This is a genomic window from Actinophytocola sediminis (assembly GCF_054779715.1).
Genome location: NZ_BAAGXS010000075.1, coordinates 30,936 through 47,730 on the forward strand (window position 1 = coordinate 30,936; position 16,795 = coordinate 47,730).

Here is a 16,795-nt window from a genome sequence, read left to right on the forward strand (position 1 = left end):
GTCACGCTGATGTTCTGATCACCAGCTCGGTCGGCAGGATGACCGCCGCGGTCGCCTCGCCGTCGATGAGCCGGAGCAGCAGCCGCACCATCTCCATGCTGATCCGGCTCCACGGCTGACGAATGGTGGTGAGCGGCGGATGACAGGTGGCCGCGATCGTCGAGTCGTCGAACCCGGCGACGGCCACGTCCCCTGGCACCCGCCGGCCCGCCCGCCGCAGGGCGACCAGCGCGCCGGCGGCCATCAGGTCGGAGGCGACGAACACCGCGTCCACGTCCGGACTGCTGGCCAGCAGCCTGCCCATCGCGGCCTCGCCGCCGGCCTGGGTGTAGTCGCCCTGCGCCACCAGGTGTGGCTCGGTCGTGCCGAGCACGTCGTGGTAGCCGGCCAGCCGGTCGACCCCGCCCGGGGTGTCCAGCGGGCCGCTGATCATGCCGATCCGCCGGTACCCCCTGGTCAGCAGGTAGCCGACCATCTGCCGGGCGCCGTCGCGGTCGTCGGCGGCCACATAGGACACGTCGCGTTCGTGGCCCAACGGCCGGCCACAGGCGACGACCGGCACGTCCTGGGCGAGCAGCTCGTCGATCAACGGGCTGCCGATGTGGGTCGACACCAGCAACGCGCCGTCGACATGGCCGGCGGTCACGTACCGGCTGACCCGTTTCCGGTCGGCCGGCGTGCCGGCCAGGGTCAGCAGCACGGCGATGTCGTTGTCGGCCAACGCCTGGGTGCAGCCGTGCAGCAGGATGTTGAAGTTCGGGTCCTCGAACAGGCGGTCCTGCGGCTCGGACAGGATGAACGCCACCGACTTCGACCGCTGGGTCGCCAGGCTGCGCGCGTGCGGGTTGATCACATAACCGGTCTGCCGGATGGCCTTCCTGATCGCGCTCAACGCCGGCGCGCTCACGTCCCGGCCGCCGTTGAGCGCCCGGGACACCGTGCCCCGGGAGACCCCGGCGACCCGGCCGACGTCGTCCATGGTCGGCCGTCTGCGCTGGCTCCTGGTCACCCCTTCATCGCTCCCGTCATCAGGTCGATCCGCCAGTACCGTTGCAGGGACAGGAAAAGCGCCACCAACGGGAGCACGGCCAACAGCGCGCCGGTGATCACCAGGTGGTAGAGCGCGGGCTGGTAGGTGCCCTGGTCGAGCATGGTCACCAGGCCGACGGTCAGCGGGAACTTCCGGTCGTCGCCGAGCATGAGGAACGGCAGCAGGAAGTTGTTCCAGATAGCCACGAACTGGAACAGGAACACCGTCACCAGTCCGGGCACCATCATCGGCATGGCCACCGCGACGAAGATCCGGAACTCCCCGGCGCCGTCGGTCCTGGCCACCTCGATGACCGAGTCCGGCACGGCCGCCGCGGCGTAGACGCGGGCGAGGTAGATGCCGAACGGGCTGACGATGCTGGGCAGCAGCACCGAGGCGTAGGTGTCGGCCAGCCCCACCTCGGCCAGCAGCAGGTACTGCGGCACGGCCAGGACCACGCCCGGCACGAGCACCCCGGCCAGCAACACGTTGAAGATCAGGGTGCGGCCGGGGAAGACGTACTTGGCCAGCGCGTAGCCGGTCATGCCGGACAGCAGCGCGGACAGCGCGGCGCCGAGGCCGGCGTAGAGCGCGGTGTTGGCCGCCCAGCGCAGGAACAGCCCGTCGCGGTAGGCGAACAGGCCGGTGATGTTGTCCAGCAGCTGGGTGCCCGGCAGGAACGTGGAGGTGCTGAACAGCTCCGCGCTGCCCTTGGTGGCCGCGACCACCACCCAGGCCACCGGCAGCAGGCAGTAGGCCGCGCCGATCAGCAGGACCAGCATCGGCAGCCGCGCGGTCCGGACCGGGGCCTGCCTGGTGGTCACCGCCGGGCGGGCGGTCACCGCTGTTCCCCGGCGAACGCCCGCCGGTTCACCAACCGCAGGAACACCAACGAGAAGACCAGCGTTGCCGCCGCGATCACGACCGAGGTGGCCGACGCCGAGTAGATGTCGCCGCGGGCGAACGCGTCGCTGTGCACCTTCATCAGCGGCGTCCAGGTCGAGGGCATCGCGTTGGTCAGCGGTTGCAGCGTGGTCGGCTCGTTGAAGACCTGCAACGTGGCGATCACCGTGAAGATGCCGGCCATGATCAGTGCCGGGGTGACGAGCGGGATCTTGACCCGCACCGCGATCTGCCACTCGCTGGCGCCGTCCAGCCGCGCCGACTCGTAGACCTCGGCCGGCACCGCGCGCAACGCGGTCAGGATCACCACCATGTTGAAGCCGACGCCGCCCCACAGGCCGATGTTGAGCACCGCGAACAGCAGCAGTCCCGGCTCCAGCAGGTTCGCCGGCATCGGCAGCGGGGTCAGCGCGGGCAGGTAGAGAAAGCCCCACAGCACCGTGGCCACCACGCTGGGCACCGCGTACGGCAGGAAGATCGCGATCCGGCTGAACCGGGCGAAGCGCACCTTCGGCCGGTCGAGCAGCAACGCGAACAGCAGCGCGAGGCCGAGCATCGTCGGCACCAGGAGCGCGCCGTAGCTGAGCACCCGCAGCACCCCGCGCCAGAACTCCGGGTTGGCGAGCGCCTGGCGGTAGGTGTCCAGCCCGGCGAACACCTCGGTGCGCGCGCCGACCCCGAGCCCCAGCCCGGACACCTTCGCCCGGTGCAGGCTCAGATAGATCGTGTACCCGATCGGCACCAGCACGAGCAGGGTGAACAACACGATCGCCGGCGCGAGGAACGCGTAGGGCACCGCGCGGCGCGCCGGCCCGGCCGAGGTCATCCGTCCGCTACCTGGAAGCCGTTCCGGCGCATGTCGTCCACAGTGGACTTGTGCATCTCGCTGACCGCGTCGGCGAACGGGGTCCGGTTGGTGATCGCCTTGCCGAAGGCGTCCTTGTAGGCCTGGTAGGTGACGTTCACGTTCGGACCCCAGATCCAGCCGACGGCCGAGTCGGCGATGCGTTTCGCCTCGGGGTAGAAGTCGGGCTGGTCGGGGAAGAACGCTGGCGGTTGCGCGAGAGCCGGCCCGGACTGCGCATCGCGCGCGGCCGGATAGAGCGAGCCGGCGGTGACCAGCGCCTCGGTCGCGACCGGATCGGAGTTCAGCCAGATCGCGAACTCGGCGGCGGCCTCGGCGTGCGGGGAGTCGGCCGAGACCGCGACCGACGAGCCGCCCCAGTTGCCGGTGCGGTGCTCCCCGGCGGTCCACTGTGGCATGGGCGCCATCGCCCACTTGCCCCTTGTCGCGGCCGCGAGGTCGGCCAGCACGGCCGGCCCCCAGATCGCGCTCGGCCAGGCGAGCACCGTGCCGTCGCCAAGCGCCTTGTTCCACTCCGGGGTGTACATCGGCTGGTCGTCGATGACGCCGTCGGCGACCAGACCGCCCCAGTAGTCGGCGACCTCGCGGGTCGCCTCGTCGTCGATGCCGACGGTCCAGGTCTCGCCGTCGATGTCCCACCACCGCGCGCCCGCCTGCTGGGCGAGGCCGGCGAACCAGCCGGGATCGTTGCTGGAGAACGTGGTCAGGTAGCTGCTGGTGGTCTTCGTGCGCAGCGCGGCGGCCGTGGCGGCGAACTCGTCCCAGGTCTTCGGCACGGTCAGGCCGTAGCTGGCGAAGAGATCCTTGCGGTAGTACAACATCATCGGCCCGCTGTCCTGCGGGATCGCGTAGACCGCCTCGGTGCCCAGGGTGACCTGGTCCCAGGCGCCGTCGGTGAACCTGGACCTCGCGTCGCCGACATGCGGGCTGAGGTCGGCGGTGACGCCGTTGCTGACCAGGGTCGGCAGCGCCTGGTACTCGGCCTGCAGCAGATCCGGCGCGTTGCCGGTCTTGGCCGCGGCGAGCACCTTGGTGACCAGCTCGTCGCCGCTGCTCTGCCGGCTGACCGTGACCTGGACGTCGGGGTGCTCGCTGTTCCACTTTTCCACGACCTGCTCGATGTTGGCCGCCCAGGCCCAGTAGGTGAGCTCGATCGGGCCGTCGGGCTCGGTGGCCTGCTCGCCGGAGGAGCAGCCGGCGAGCACGCTCGCGCAGGCGGTCATGGCCAGCAGCGGCCGAAGCAGAGCACGCATCACACGGCCTCGATTCGCGTCGTCGCGGTTGTCGAGAGGAACTGTGAGCGCTCACAGTTTCAGCGAGATATGCGAACCTGTCAACAGCAGAACTCCAGTGATACCAGCAAGATCAGCACTGTGAGCGCGCACAGCCCGCGCCCTGAGGAGGAATCGTGACCATCCATGGGCTCGACCGGATCGCCTTCGGCGGCGACTACAACCCCGAGCAGTGGCCACCGGAGATCTGGACCGAGGACGTCGCGCTGATGCGCGCGGCCGGGGTCAACCTGGTCACCGTCGGCGTGTTCAGCTGGGCCCTGCTCGAGCCGGCGCCGGGGTCCTACGAGTTCGGCTGGCTGGACCGGGTGCTCGACCTCCTGCACGAGGGCGGCATCGCGGTCGACCTGGCCACGCCGACCGCGGCGCCGCCCGCCTGGTTCGTCCACCGGCACCCGGATTCCCGGCTGGTCAGCCGGGAAGGACACCCGCTGGGCATCGGCGCCCGGCAGTCGTACTGCCCCAGCTCACCGGACTACCGCGCCGCGTCGGCCGGGATCACCGAGCAACTCGCCACCCGGTATGCCGGCCACCCCGCGCTCGTCCTGTGGCACGCGCACAACGAGTACGGCCAGGCCAACCCGTTCTGCCACTGCCCGAGGTCCGCGGCGGCCTTCCGCGAGTGGCTGGCGCGGCGCTACGGCGACCTGGCCGCGCTCAACGACGCCTGGGGCACCACGTTCTGGGGCCAGCGCTACGGCGACTGGGCGGAGATCGAACCGGCCCTGCTCACCCCGACCACGGGCAATCCCGCCCAGCAGCTGGACTTCCTGCGGTTCTCCGCCGACGAGCACCTGGCCTGTTTCCGCGCCGAGCGTGACATCCTGCACCGGCTGTCCCCCGGCGTGCCGGTCACCACGAACTTCATGATCGCCAACTGCAAGTCGATGGACTACTGGCGGTGGGCCGAGGAGGTCGACGTGGTGTCCAACGACCACTATCTCCTGGCGGAGCAAGAGGATCCGCACATCGAGCTGGCGATGGCGGCCGACCTGACGCGGGCGGTGGCCGGCGGCTCGCCGTGGCTGCTGATGGAACACTCCACCAGCGCGGTCACCTGGCAGGCGCGCAACATCGCCAAGCGGCCGGGGGAGTTGCGCCGCAACAGCCTCACCCATCTGGCGCGGGGCGCCGACGGGTTGCTGTACTTCCAGTGGCGGGCGGCCAGGTTCGGCGCGGAGAAGTTCCACTCCGCGATGCTGCCGCACGGCGGCACCGACACCCAGCTCTGGCGCGACGTGGTCGCCCTGGGCGACGCGCTGGCCGTACTGGACCCGGTCCGCGGCACGCCGGTGCACCCGGACGTCGCGGTCGTCTGGGACTGGGAGTCGTGGTGGGCACTGGAACTGGACTGGCGCCCGTCGGTCGACCTGGCCTACGTGGAACGGGTCGCGGCCTACTACGCGTGGCTGTGGCGGGCGCACCTGACCGTCGACTTCGTCCCGCCGACCGCGGACCTGAGCCGGTACCCGCTGGTGGTCGTGCCGAGCCTGTACCTGACCACGACCGCGGCCGCGGCCAACCTGACCGAGTTCGTCGAACGCGGCGGAACCCTGGTGGTGTCGTACTTCTCCGGCATCGTGGACGAGCACGACACCATCCATCCCGGTGGGCATCCCGGGGCGCTGCGCGCGCTGCTCGGGCTGACCGTCGAGGAGTTCCGCCCGCTGCGTGCCGGGGAGACCGTCGAGTTGGACAACGGCGCGACCGGTGACGTGTGGACCGAGCTGATCAGGCCACACACCGCCACGACCGTGCTCAGCTACCGCGACGGCCCGGCGGCCGGTGCGCCGGCGGTGACCCGCCACCAGCTCGGCGAGGGCACCGCGTGGTATGTCTCCACCCGGCTGTCCGGCGACGACCTCGGCGACGTCCTGCGCGACGCCTGCCTGGACGCGCGGGTCGATCCCCGCGACGATCTCCCCGCGGGCGTGGAAGTCGTGCGCCGCGGCGAGTTCCTGATCGCGATCAACCACACCGACGGCGACGCCAAGCTCCCGGCACTCGGCGTCGAACTACTCACCGACACCCCGTGCGAGGGTCTGTTGCGCGTGCCGGCGGGCGAGGTCCGGGTGGTGCGCACGGGCGAGGGCACCGGTCAGGGAGGCGGACAGACCGGGAACTGATCGACGTCCGGAATGGTGCGGTCCCATTCCTCGGCGGTGAGGTCCCGCGCGAGGGACGCACACAGTTCCTCGACGCTGGCTTCGGCGCCGGTGTGCCACAGGATGGCGGTCTGCTCGAGGCCGACGGACGCGAGAGTGCCGCTGTCCGGGCTGAACGCGATCGCGTCCACCTTGGCCGTGTGTCCGGTCAACTTCGCGGTGATGGCACCGATTCCGACATCCCACAGGGTGACTGTCCGGTCGTCGCTGGTGAAGGCGAGCAGCCGGCCGTCGGCGCTGAAGGCGACGCCGCTGGCCGCGTCGGTGTGTCCACTCAGGACGGCGGTCGCGCGCCTGCTCGCCACGTCCCACAGCCGGATCGTCCGGTCGATGCTCGCTGAGGCCAGGGTGCGGCCGTCGGGACTGAAGATGATGTTGCGCACCCACCCCGCGTGGCCCGGCAGGGTGTGGAGGTGGCGTTCAAGACTGACATCCCACAGCATCACCAGTTCGTCGTGCCCGGCGGTGGCGAGGGTCTGGCTGTCCGGACTGAACGCCACGCCGTTGACCGGGCCGGTGTGGCCGTCGAGCGTCGCCAGGTTGGCTCTGCGCTTGACGTCCCAGAGGTGGACCAGCCCGTCGACGGCACCCGCGGCCAGCAGCGAGCCGTCCGTGTTGAAGGCCAGATCGAGAACGGGTCCCTCGGGCCCGGTGAGCACGGCCACCCGGGTGAACCGGCGCGTGTCCCACAGGTCGATCGCCAACCGGTCCCCGCCCGCCGACGCGAGCAGTCGGCTGTCGGGACTGAAGATCACCGTGTCCATGGTCGCCGGCAGGATCGCGAGTGGCGCCCTGGTCCGCGCGTCCCACACCATGGCTCGCGTGCCGGTGGCGGTCACCAGCAGGCGCCCGTCGGGGCTGTAGGTGATGTCGCCCGTGCTGTCGGCGTCGCCGGCGAGGACCAACGACGGCTTGGCGGGGTCCCAGAGCACGACCTTGCGATCCTCGCCCGCGGTGGCGACGAGGCCGGTGCGGGGGTGCACGGCGAGCGCGTACACGTTGTGGGTCAGTCCGGTCAGCCGGGCTCTGGCGATCCGCAGCCGGGTGTCCCACAACATGATGGTGTGGTCGATGCCCGCGGTGATCAGCGAGCGGCCGTCCTCGGTGAACTCGACCGTTCTGACCTGGTCGGTGTGTCCGGTCAGGCGGGCCACCCCGACGCCGTCGGCGAGCCGCCACAGCCCGACGGTGCCGTCATGGCCCGCGGTGGCCACGAGGGTGCCGTCCGGGGAGATGGTCACGTCGGCGACCGTCGAGGAGTGCGCGTCGACGGTGCGCCGAACGGTTCCGCTCGGCAGGTCCCACAGGACCAACCGCCCGTCGTCGACGGCGATGGCGAGCGTGCGGCCGTCCTGGCTGACGGCCATGGTTCTGATCAGCGCCCCGGGGACGGTGGCGGCGGCGGTTCGCGTCCACCCGTTGGTTTCCCAGAACAGGATCGTGCCGGTGTCGTCGGCGGTGATGAGGGTGGTGCCGTCCGGGCTGAACACCATGGCGCGGACGCGACCATGGTGCCCGGTCAGGAAGGTGGTTCTCGTGCGTCGCGGGATGTGCCACACGGCAACGGTGTTGTCATCGCCGCCGGTGACCGCGTGTTGGCTGTCCGGACTCAGCGCCACGGAGCGCAGCCAGGCGTCATGGTCGGTCAGCCGGGCGATGCGTGTCCGGTTGGCTACGTCCCACAGGATGAGGGTGCGGTCGCGGCTCACGGTGGCGAGCATGTTGCCGTCGCGGGTGAACTCGGCCCTGGAGACCGCGTCGGTGTGCCCCAGGAGGTCGGCCTGGTAGGCCCGGCCAGCGGTCGTGCTCAGGAGCGCGCCACGCGCCTCGGCCGTCGGTGACAGCCCGAACGCGGCCGCGCTCAGCAGCGCCGCGGTGTCCGGTTGGGAGCTCCGCATCGCCAACGCCCGATCGGCGACCTGCCGGGACACGGCGACGTGGTGCATGGCGACCACGTCCGCGCGCTGCTGCCACGCGACGACGCCGAGACCCGTGGCGATCACCAACAGCACGGCGAGACCGGCGACCAGGTAACGCCGAACGTGCTTTCGCGCAACGGCCGCGGCGTGTTCGGCGGTCGCGTGCCGGGTGCTCGTGTCCAGGAACTCGCGCTCGACGGAGGTGAGATCGGGGTGCTGGTCGGTGGCCCATCTCCTGGCGAGCCCGAGCCGGGTGCCCCGGTAGAGCGCGCCGTCGTCCCGGTCGAGTGTCTGCCAGGTGTGTGCCGCCTCGGTGAGTTGGCGGTGGGTGCGGAGTCCACCACGGTCGTCGGCGAGCCAGTGGGCGAGTCGGGGCCAGGCGCGGATGAGGGCCTCGTGCGCGAGTTCGACGGTGGTCTCGGCGAGCGTGATCAGGCGTGCCGTGGCCAGTAGGTCGAGGAGTGCGTCGGCCGCCGGTGCCAACTCGGCACGGGACAGGCGTCGCCTGGTGTGCTCGGTGCCATCGCCAAAGGTGGTCAGCCGAAGGAACAGGTCTCTCGCCGCGCGCTGTTGATCATCGGTGAGTGCCGTGTACGTCCGCTCCGCCATGTCGGCCAGCGCACCGTCGATCCCGCCCGCCGCCTGGTAACCGGTCAGGGTGAGCGTGTTGCCCCGCCGGCGCCGCCAGGTCTCCAGCAGCGCGCGCGACACGAGCGGCAGCGCGCCTGGCTGCCCGGCCGCGTCCGCGGCGATCGCGGTCAGCAACACGCCTTCCAGCAGATAGCCGCGCTCGCGGGCCGGACTGATGATGGCCTGCCGTAACTCCTCCTGGCTCAGGGAGCCGACGGACACCGGGGTGTGCCGCATGGCCGTGGCGAGTTCCGGGTACTCGGCGCACCGGGCGGCGAAGTCCGCGCGAACGCCGAGCACCACCCGTACCGGGCCGGCCTGGTCGTCGGTGACGCGCGTCAGCATCGCGATGAAGGTGGCTCGGTCGGCTTCCTGTGCGCACCGCGTGAAAACCTCCTCGAACTGGTCGACGACCAGGACCAGCTCGTCCTCGGCGCCCGGAAACGCCGATCGCAGCATGCGGTCCATGCCGCGCGGGTCCGCCGTCAGTTCGGCGACCACCTGTTCGGCCGGCGCGCCGGTGATATCCGCCAGCCAGGTCGCGCACTCCTGGATCGGCTGCTGGCCGGGTGTCATGACAACGACCCGCGAGAGTCGCGGGGCCAGACCGGCGCGGAGTAACGACGACTTGCCGACACCGGACGCACCGAACACCGCGGTGAACCGTTGTGCCGAAATCTTCGCGGTCAGCTCGGCTGTCAGCTGTTCTCGACCGAAGAACAGGTTCGCGTCCGCTGCCTGGAACGCCCGGAGTCCCAGATAGGGCGCGTCCTCTTCGGCGGCAGCCGATGTCTGTTGGGTGACCACGGCGCGCCAGCGGGCCGCCCACTCGTCGGTTTCACCGCCGCAGGCCCGAACATAGGCCAGCGTCACGGCGAGGCTGGGCAGCCGTTCCCCCCGCGCGGCATCGGCGAGGGTCGTCGGTGAGTAATGTGCCCGCCGCGACAACTCGCGGTAGCCAAGACCGCCGGCATGTTGCCGAAGCTGTCGTAACCCAGCGGCGAAATCCGCCACCGGGCCACCTTCCGCGTTCAGCGGACGCTCTGGTCGTGGCACGGTCGTTCCCTCGGCTGGCCGTGCCCCGCATTGTCCTGGATCTGTTTGTTCGGTGTCCAGTCGCGGATGCGCCTGTTGGGGCGGGCGCGCGGCGAAGGGTTGGGACGGAGGTGGTTCACCGCCCAGGCGTGTCTGGTTCACCGCGATGACGGGTGTGGTTGGTTTCCCCAACCGATAGACCCCGTGACCGGTAAATCTCTACCAAACCGCATACGGAGGACTGATTGTCGCCGCGGTTTCGCTTCCGACGATTAGCCGACGCGTCCTATGTCTGGATGCTTCTCGGTGGGAACAACCGACTGATCGGCACCGCGCAGCTCGGCGCGCCGACCCTGCGACTGGCCGTGCTCGGCGCGGAACGGGCACGCGCGATCGCCCCCGGCGCCGACTTCTCCTTCCACGTCGCCGACGATCGCCAGTGGTACTGGCGGATGCACGACGACCGCGCCGCCGCCGGACCGCTGGTCGCCGTGTCGGCGTCGGGGTTCGCGCGGCGGTTGGACGCGCAACGGGCCTCCCGGCGTTTCCGCGCCGCCGCGACCGGCGCCCAGATCCAACTCGGACTCGTCTCCATTCCCGACCGGGTACGGGAACGGCAGGGGCCATCGCTCGGCCAGGCGGCGGAGAGATGACGGAGATGATGACCGTGACAGCGCGTTCGTGTCTCGTTCACCGCGTTGCCCGCGTCCGGCCATCGGGTACGTCTTCGCTGTCACCGGCGCCAGCACCCGGTACCGGAAAGGCCAACCGTTGACCGACCTGATCGACCGTCCCCGCAGGCTGCGGGTCGGCCGTACTCTCGGCGACCGCGTTTTCCGCGGCACCGCACGGGGATTCGGCACGCTGGTACTGCTGATCATGGGCGGTATCGGCATCTTCCTGACCATCGAGGCGATCCCGGCGTTCCGCGAGTGGGGTTGGGACTTCTTCACCACCGAGGAATGGAATCCGGAAAGCGGGACTCTCGGCATCGCCGCCGTGCTCGTCGGCACCGGCGTGGTCGCGCTGGTCGCGATGGTCATCGCGTTTCCGCTGGCACTGGGCACCGCGCTCTACATCTCCGAGTACGCCGCGCCGAGGGCCAAGCGCTGGCTGATCGCCATGATCGACCTGATGGCCTCGGTGCCCAGCGTGATCTACGGCCTCGTCGGCGCCTACCTGCTGCAGCCGGAGATGGTCTACGTCTCCCGCTGGCTGCACGACATGTTCGGCTGGATCCCGATCTTCGCGGTGGACACCGACCCGGACGCGGCGGTGTTCGCCCAGACCCGCTACACCGCGTCGGCCATGATCGCGGCGATCGTGGTGGCGATGATGGTGCTGCCCTACGCCTGCATGGTGATGCGGGAGGTGTTCGACCAGGCACCCCAGGGCGAGCGCGAGGCCGCCTACGCGCTGGGCTCCACCCGCTGGGGCATGGTCCGCTCGGTGGTGCTGCCCTTCGGCCGCGGCGGCATCATCGGCGGCACCATGCTGGCGCTCGGGCGCGCGCTCGGCGAGACCATCGCGGTGGTGCTGATCATCGCGCCGTTGTTCGAGATCAAGCTGCGCATCCTGGAGAACGGCGCGATCACCGTGCCGTCGCTGATCGCCACCCGCTACGGCGAGTCCGCTGGCCTGCAGCTGTCCGCGCTGCTCGCGGCGGGTCTGGTGCTGTTCGTCATCACGCTCATCACCAACAGCATCGCCGCGGTGATCGTGACCCGTAGCCGCAGCGGCGCGGACACCGAGATCTGAGGCCGGGATGACCACCACCCTCACTCCACACAGGACAGAACCGGAGCGACAGGAGGAGATCCGCCGCGACGTCCGGGGCCGCACGGTCGACGACCGGGTCGCCCCGCTCGGTGCCGCGCTGGGCGCGCTCGGGCTGGTGTCGCTGCTCTACGACCGGCTGCTGCCGCTGTCGGGGGTGCTCGGCTTCGTCGTCTGCTGGTACGGCGTGTTCGTCCTGCTCTACGCGTTCGTGTCCTGGTACCGCCATCCCGGGCCGGCGGTCGCCGACCGGGTCGCCGGGGTGCTGATCCGCAGCAGCGCGTTGCTCGTCGGCGGCGCGCTGGCCACCGTGATCGGCTACGTGTTCATCCGGGGCGCGCCGGCGCTGGGCCACCTCAACCTGTTCACCGAGGACCTGACCGCCGGCCCGCAGGACCCGCTCGACGTCGGCGGCGTGCTGCACGGCATCGTCGGCACACTGGTCCAGGTCGGCATCGCGATCACCATCACGCTGCCGCTGGGCGTCGGCTGCGCGGTGTTCATGACCGAGGTCGGCGGCCGGCTCGCGAAGCTGGTGCGCACGGTCGTGGAGGCGATGACCGCGCTGCCCTCGATCGTCTGCGGGCTGTTCGTCTACATCGCCCTGCTGCTCACGTTCGACGTGCAGCGCAACGGGTTGGCCGCCGCGCTCGCGATCAGCGTGATGATGCTGCCGATCATCGCGCGCTCGGCCGAGGTCGTGCTGCGGGTGGTGCCCGGCGGCCTGCGCGAGGCGAGCCTGGCGCTTGGCGCGTCGCAGTGGCAGACCGTGCGCAAGGTCGTGCTGCCAACGGCGCGGCCCGCGCTCGCGACCGCGATGGTGCTCGGGGTCGCGCGCGGCATCGGGGAGACCTCGCCGGTGCTGATCACCGCCGGCTACACCACGTTCCTCAACGCCAACCCGCTCGAGGGGCCGATGGTGTCCCTGCCGCTGTTCGCCTACACGCTCGCTCGCTCACCGGAACCGCTGTTCCAGACCAGGGCGTTCGGCGCGGCCGCCGTGCTGATGGTGTTGGTACTGCTGGTGTTCCTGCTCGCCCGGCTCGCCGCGTCCCAGCGGCGTGGCCGGTAATCGAAGGGGGAGAAGGAAAATGAGACGCATCGCCAGCTGGCGACGCGCCGTCGTCGTGGTCGCGCTCGGCGCGGTGGCGGTGACGCCGGTCGCGCCGGCCGCCGCGCAGCCCGCCTACGAGGCGATCACCGGCACCGGCTCGACCTGGAGCCAGAACGCGCTCGACCAGTGGGTCCAGGACGTGCGCCGCAACGGCATGACCGTGTCCTACTCCGGCGTCGGCTCCTCGGCCGGGCGCAAGCAGTTCGCCGACGGCCAGAGCGATTTCGGCGTCTCGGAGATCCCCTACCAGGGCCAGGGCGAGGACCAGCAGCCGGACAGCTCACCCAACCGGTCCTACGCCTACATGCCGATCGTGGCCGGCGGCACGTCGTTCATGTACCACCTGCGCGTCGGCGGGCAGCTCTACCGCGGCCTGCGGCTGTCCGGCCAGACGGTCGCGAAGATCTTCACCGGCGCGATCCGCAACTGGAACGACCCGGCGATCACCGGGGACAACAACGGGCGGCAACTGCCGAACAAGCCGATCGTGCCGATCGTGCGCGGTGACGGCTCGGGCACCACCGCCCAGTTCACCACCTGGCTGGACACCGAGCACTCCGGGATCTGGCGCGGCTACTGCGGTTGTACCAAGTTCACCTCCTACTACCCGGTGAACAAGGGCAAGGCGCCGCTGATGACCTCGCAGACCGGGTCGGACCGGGTGGCCGGCTCGGTCGCGTCGGCGGCCGGCGACGGGTCGATCACCTACGTCGAGTACTCCTACGCCACCGCACGGGACTTCCCGGTGGCCAAGGTGCTCAACCGCGGCGGGTTCTACGTCGAGCCGACGCACTACAACGTGGCGGTCGCACTGACCCGCGCGCGGATCAACCAGGACACCAACTCGCAGAACTACCTGACCCAGATCCTCAACGACGTCTACCGGTTCAACGACCCGCGCACCTATCCGCTGTCGTCCTACTCCTACGCGATCGTGCCCACGACCGCGAAGGGCGCCGAGCGGATCACCCCCGGCAAGGGCCGCACGATGTCGGACTTCATGTACTACTTCCTGTGTCAGGGACAGAGCGCGATGCCCGCACTCGGTTATTCGCCGCTGCCGGCCAACCTGGTGCACGCCGCGTTCGCGCAGGTGAAGAAGATCCCGCACGCGACGCTCAACGACACCGACGTCAGCAAGTGCGGCAACCCGACCTTCACCCCTGGCGATCTGAACAGCAACCGGTTGGTGAAGGAGGCGCCGATGCCCCCGGCGTGCGACCGGCAGGGCCAGGGACCGTGCGGGCCCGCGCAGGGCACCGGTGGTGGTGGCGGTGGCGCCTCGGGCGGCTCCGGTGGTGGCGCGGGCGGTGGTGGTGGCGGCGCGGCGGCCGGCGGCGACGCTGGCGGCCCGGCCAGCCAGGCCGTCGACCCGGAGACCGGCCTGCCGATGGACGCCGGCGGGGAGACCGACGGCTCCGCGCTCGCGGGCAGCGCGACCGAACTGGCCGCGTTCCGCTCGGACGGGATGTCCTCCGCGCTGGCCGGGCTGGTGGTGCTCCAACTGTTGCTGGTGCTGGTGGTGCCGCCGTTCGTGATCCGCGCGCAGCGCCGCAGGCGGGAACGCCGGTCATGACCAGGGGGAGTGCGCGGATGTCCGCGAGAATCGGCCGGTGGGCCAGGGCGGCCATGGTGGTGCTGATCGCGGCGGCGCCCGCGGTCGGCTCGGCCGTGCTGCCGGGTGGGTCGGCGCAGGCACAGCAGCTGTTCGCCGCCGAGGAGACCAAGGAGATCGTCAACGCCAGGACCGGAGCGCGACGTGACGCCACGGTCCGGGTCAGCCGGACCACCGGCCTGTTCAACCGGCAGCAGATCCTGGTCGACCTGGCCGGTTTCGTGCCGACCTGGAGCGCCATGCGCACCGAGAACACCGGGGTGAACATGGAGTACCCGGTGGTGGTGATGCAGTGCCGGGGCGACCAGCCCACCCCCCAGACGTGCCTGAACGAGCGGCGCAGCGTCTGGTACCCCGGCTACGACACCGCCGCGTCCCCGGACCTCGCCTCCCGGGCGCGGCAGGTGCGCAGCCCGGGCAGCGTCGTCGGCTTCCCCGGGGAGACCTTCTCCGCGCAGAAGGCGGCCGCGATCCGGGTCGAGCAGCTGGGTTTCGAGGCGGCGGACGGCATCCAGTACCTCTGGGAGGGGACGACCCACCAGGACACCGGCGCACCGCTGATCGACGAGCCGAAGCTCAAGAGCTTCCCGCCGACCGACACCGCGGACTCCGGCACCAGCATGGTCGCCACCCGCAGCGTCGCGATCCGCGAGGACGGCACCAACCAGTTCCTCTTCGAGGTCCGGCAACGGGTCTCCCAGCCGAGCCTTGGCTGCACCGACACCCAGGCCTGCTCGATCGTGGTCGTGCCGATCATGGACATGGCCTGTGCGCCCGACGCCCCGGCCGACTGCGGCGGCGACCCCAAGGGCGCGGCTCCCGGCGAGCCTGGTGGCAGCGCGGTGAACGACTTCCTCGGGCCACGCACCTGGTTCGCGCCGTCGAACTGGCAGAACCGTTACGTGGTACCGATCAGCTTCGCCCCGGACCCGGCCACCTGCAGCGTGTTCGACCAACGGCCACCCGCGCCGGTGTTCGGCTCGGAGCTGGTCGACGTCGCCCAACAGCGGTGGGGCAGCGCGTACTGCGCCGGCACCCGGCCGGCCGACTACCTGCCGCTGTACACCCAGGGCTCGGAGTACGAGGCGCGCCGCCAGTTCACCAGCAAGCTCGGGCCCAAGTACCGGCAGGACGCGATCGTCACCAGCCAGCCGGTGACCGACTCGCCCCGGCCGGTGGTGCACGCGCCGAGCGCGGTCACCGGCTTCGCGGTCGCCTTCGCCGTCGACGACGTGAACGGACGACAGGTCGAGCAGCTGACGCTGTCTCCCCGGCTGCTGGCCAAGCTGATCACCCAGAGCTACTCGCCGGGCCGGGTGCTCGACACCATCCGGGACAGCAGGACCTACTACACCGGCCAGCCGGTGTCGTCCTCGGCCGACGCGGCCAAGTACTACTGGGAACATCCGACGATCGCGCGCAACCCGCGCAGTGTCTTCGAGGACCAGGAGTTCCGCGACCTCAACCCGGACATCGACCTGCTCAACCGGGTCGGCGCGGTCGACGTGCGGTTCACCGGCGCGCCGCCGCAGGTGATCTTCCAGGTGCAGTCGGACGTCATGGTCGAGCTGACCAGGTACGTCGTCAGCGACCCGGCGGCGAGGACCTGGCTGGACGGGACACCCGACGAGCAGGGCATGGTCGTGAACCCGGTGTGGCGGGGGACCGGGTCCTTCGAGGCGCACTCGCTGCGCGACCAGGTGGTCCGGCCGCCGAGGCCGAGGGCGACGACCTGGTCGGAGACCCAGCCGACGCGGCTGCTGATCCCGGGCGCGGGCGACGACTGTGACGAGGTGTTCGGCACGGCCATGTTGACCAGGCTGGCCAACATCACCAACAGCGTCGAGACCGCCGCGCTGGCGCTGCTCGACCGGCGCGGCTCGGCCACCCCCGCGTGCTCGGCCACCGACATCCCGGTGCCCCAGCCAGCGCCGGGACAGCCGCCGCTCACCCCGCAGTACCCCGGGGACAACGTGCACCAGAACCGGACGTGGTCGGAGGCGAAGGTGCCGCCGGCCGACTTCGGGAAGCGGACCATGCTGTCGGTGACCTCGGTGCCGCACGCCCGGCTCTACGAGGTGCCCGTCGCGCGGCTGGTCAACGCCTCCGGCGACGCGGTCGCGCCGACCACGGGCACGATGGTGACCGCGCTCATGGCCGCCGTGCAGGACCGGACGACCGGCACCATCCAGCTCGACCACGAGCGGGTCACCGGCGGTGACGCCTACCCGGGCACCATGGTCGCGTTCACCGCCGCGCCGACCCGTGGCCTGGACGCCGCGACGGCCGACAACTACGCCGACTTCATCGAGTTCATGGCCACCGACGGGCAGCGGCCAGGTGACGGGTTCACCAACCTGCCGCCCGGCTACGACCCGCTGACGCCGAACCTGCGCCAGCAGGCGCTCGACGCCGCCCGCGCGGTGCGCGAGCAGCGCGGCGAGGTCCCGG

11 protein-coding genes are annotated in these 16,795 nt (G+C 70.8%); 6 read left to right on the forward strand and 5 right to left on the reverse strand.

Annotated features, from left to right (window positions below; translation table 11 throughout):
* Position 1: 1 nt before the first annotated feature.
* From ACYVIP_RS34815 to ACYVIP_RS34830, 4 genes are read right to left on the reverse strand one after another with little or no spacing between them, the layout of a single operon-like run.
* Complete coding sequence (locus ACYVIP_RS34815; RefSeq protein WP_460404223.1) at positions 2-1,009, reverse strand: LacI family DNA-binding transcriptional regulator; 1,008 nt, start codon at positions 1,007-1,009, stop codon at positions 2-4.
* Positions 1,006-1,872: a carbohydrate ABC transporter permease gene (locus tag ACYVIP_RS34820; RefSeq protein ID WP_460404225.1), complete on the reverse strand. Its 867-nt coding sequence runs from the start codon at positions 1,870-1,872 to the stop codon at positions 1,006-1,008. The genes ACYVIP_RS34815 and ACYVIP_RS34820 overlap by 4 nt, the downstream gene beginning before the upstream one ends.
* Positions 1,869-2,759, reverse strand: a complete 891-nt coding sequence (locus ACYVIP_RS34825; protein WP_460404227.1) for a carbohydrate ABC transporter permease — start codon at positions 2,757-2,759, stop codon at positions 1,869-1,871. The genes ACYVIP_RS34820 and ACYVIP_RS34825 overlap by 4 nt, the downstream gene beginning before the upstream one ends.
* Positions 2,756-4,051 (reverse strand): ABC transporter substrate-binding protein, encoded by a 1,296-nt coding sequence (locus tag ACYVIP_RS34830; protein WP_460404229.1) that lies wholly within the window; start codon positions 4,049-4,051, stop codon positions 2,756-2,758. Before ACYVIP_RS34830 ends, ACYVIP_RS34825 begins: the two co-directional genes overlap by 4 nt.
* Before the next feature lie 155 nt (positions 4,052-4,206).
* Here ACYVIP_RS34830 and ACYVIP_RS34835 point away from each other — a divergent pair, with 155 nt between their 5' ends.
* Entirely contained in the window at positions 4,207-6,216 is a 2,010-nt protein-coding gene (locus ACYVIP_RS34835) for a beta-galactosidase (RefSeq protein ID WP_460404231.1), read from the forward strand.
* On the opposite strand, the gene ACYVIP_RS34840 is transcribed toward ACYVIP_RS34835, so the two are convergent.
* Positions 6,189-9,818 carry an nSTAND1 domain-containing NTPase gene (locus ACYVIP_RS34840; RefSeq protein ID WP_460404233.1) on the reverse strand — a complete coding sequence of 1,210 codons (3,630 nt, stop codon included), beginning with the start codon at positions 9,816-9,818 and terminating at the stop codon, positions 6,189-6,191. The two genes, ACYVIP_RS34835 and ACYVIP_RS34840, sit on opposite strands and share 28 nt — an antisense overlap.
* A gap of 317 nt (positions 9,819-10,135) precedes the next feature.
* Between ACYVIP_RS34840 and ACYVIP_RS34845 the strand changes: the two genes are divergently transcribed.
* The 5 genes from ACYVIP_RS34845 to ACYVIP_RS34865 form a co-directional block, all read left to right on the forward strand.
* On the forward strand, positions 10,136-10,492 hold the full coding sequence (locus tag ACYVIP_RS34845; protein ID WP_460404235.1) for a hypothetical protein: 357 nt from the start codon (positions 10,136-10,138) through the stop codon (positions 10,490-10,492).
* Positions 10,493-10,610: 118 nt separating this feature from the next.
* Positions 10,611-11,597 carry a phosphate ABC transporter permease subunit PstC gene (pstC, locus tag ACYVIP_RS34850; RefSeq protein WP_460404237.1) on the forward strand — a complete coding sequence of 329 codons (987 nt, stop codon included), beginning with the start codon at positions 10,611-10,613 and terminating at the stop codon, positions 11,595-11,597.
* Positions 11,598-11,604: 7 nt separating this feature from the next.
* The gene (pstA, locus tag ACYVIP_RS34855; RefSeq protein WP_460404239.1) at positions 11,605-12,687 is read left to right on the forward strand and encodes a phosphate ABC transporter permease PstA; all 1,083 of its coding nucleotides are present in this window, start codon (positions 11,605-11,607) and stop codon (positions 12,685-12,687) included.
* A 19-nt stretch (positions 12,688-12,706) separates the two neighbouring features.
* Positions 12,707-14,305, forward strand: coding sequence for a phosphate ABC transporter substrate-binding protein PstS (locus tag ACYVIP_RS34860; RefSeq protein WP_460404241.1), 1,599 nt, complete (start codon positions 12,707-12,709; stop codon positions 14,303-14,305).
* 17 nt (positions 14,306-14,322) lie between these two features.
* Positions 14,323-16,795, forward strand: a 2,473-nt coding sequence (locus ACYVIP_RS34865; protein WP_460404243.1) for a hypothetical protein, incomplete at its 3' end; no start/stop codon positions are given.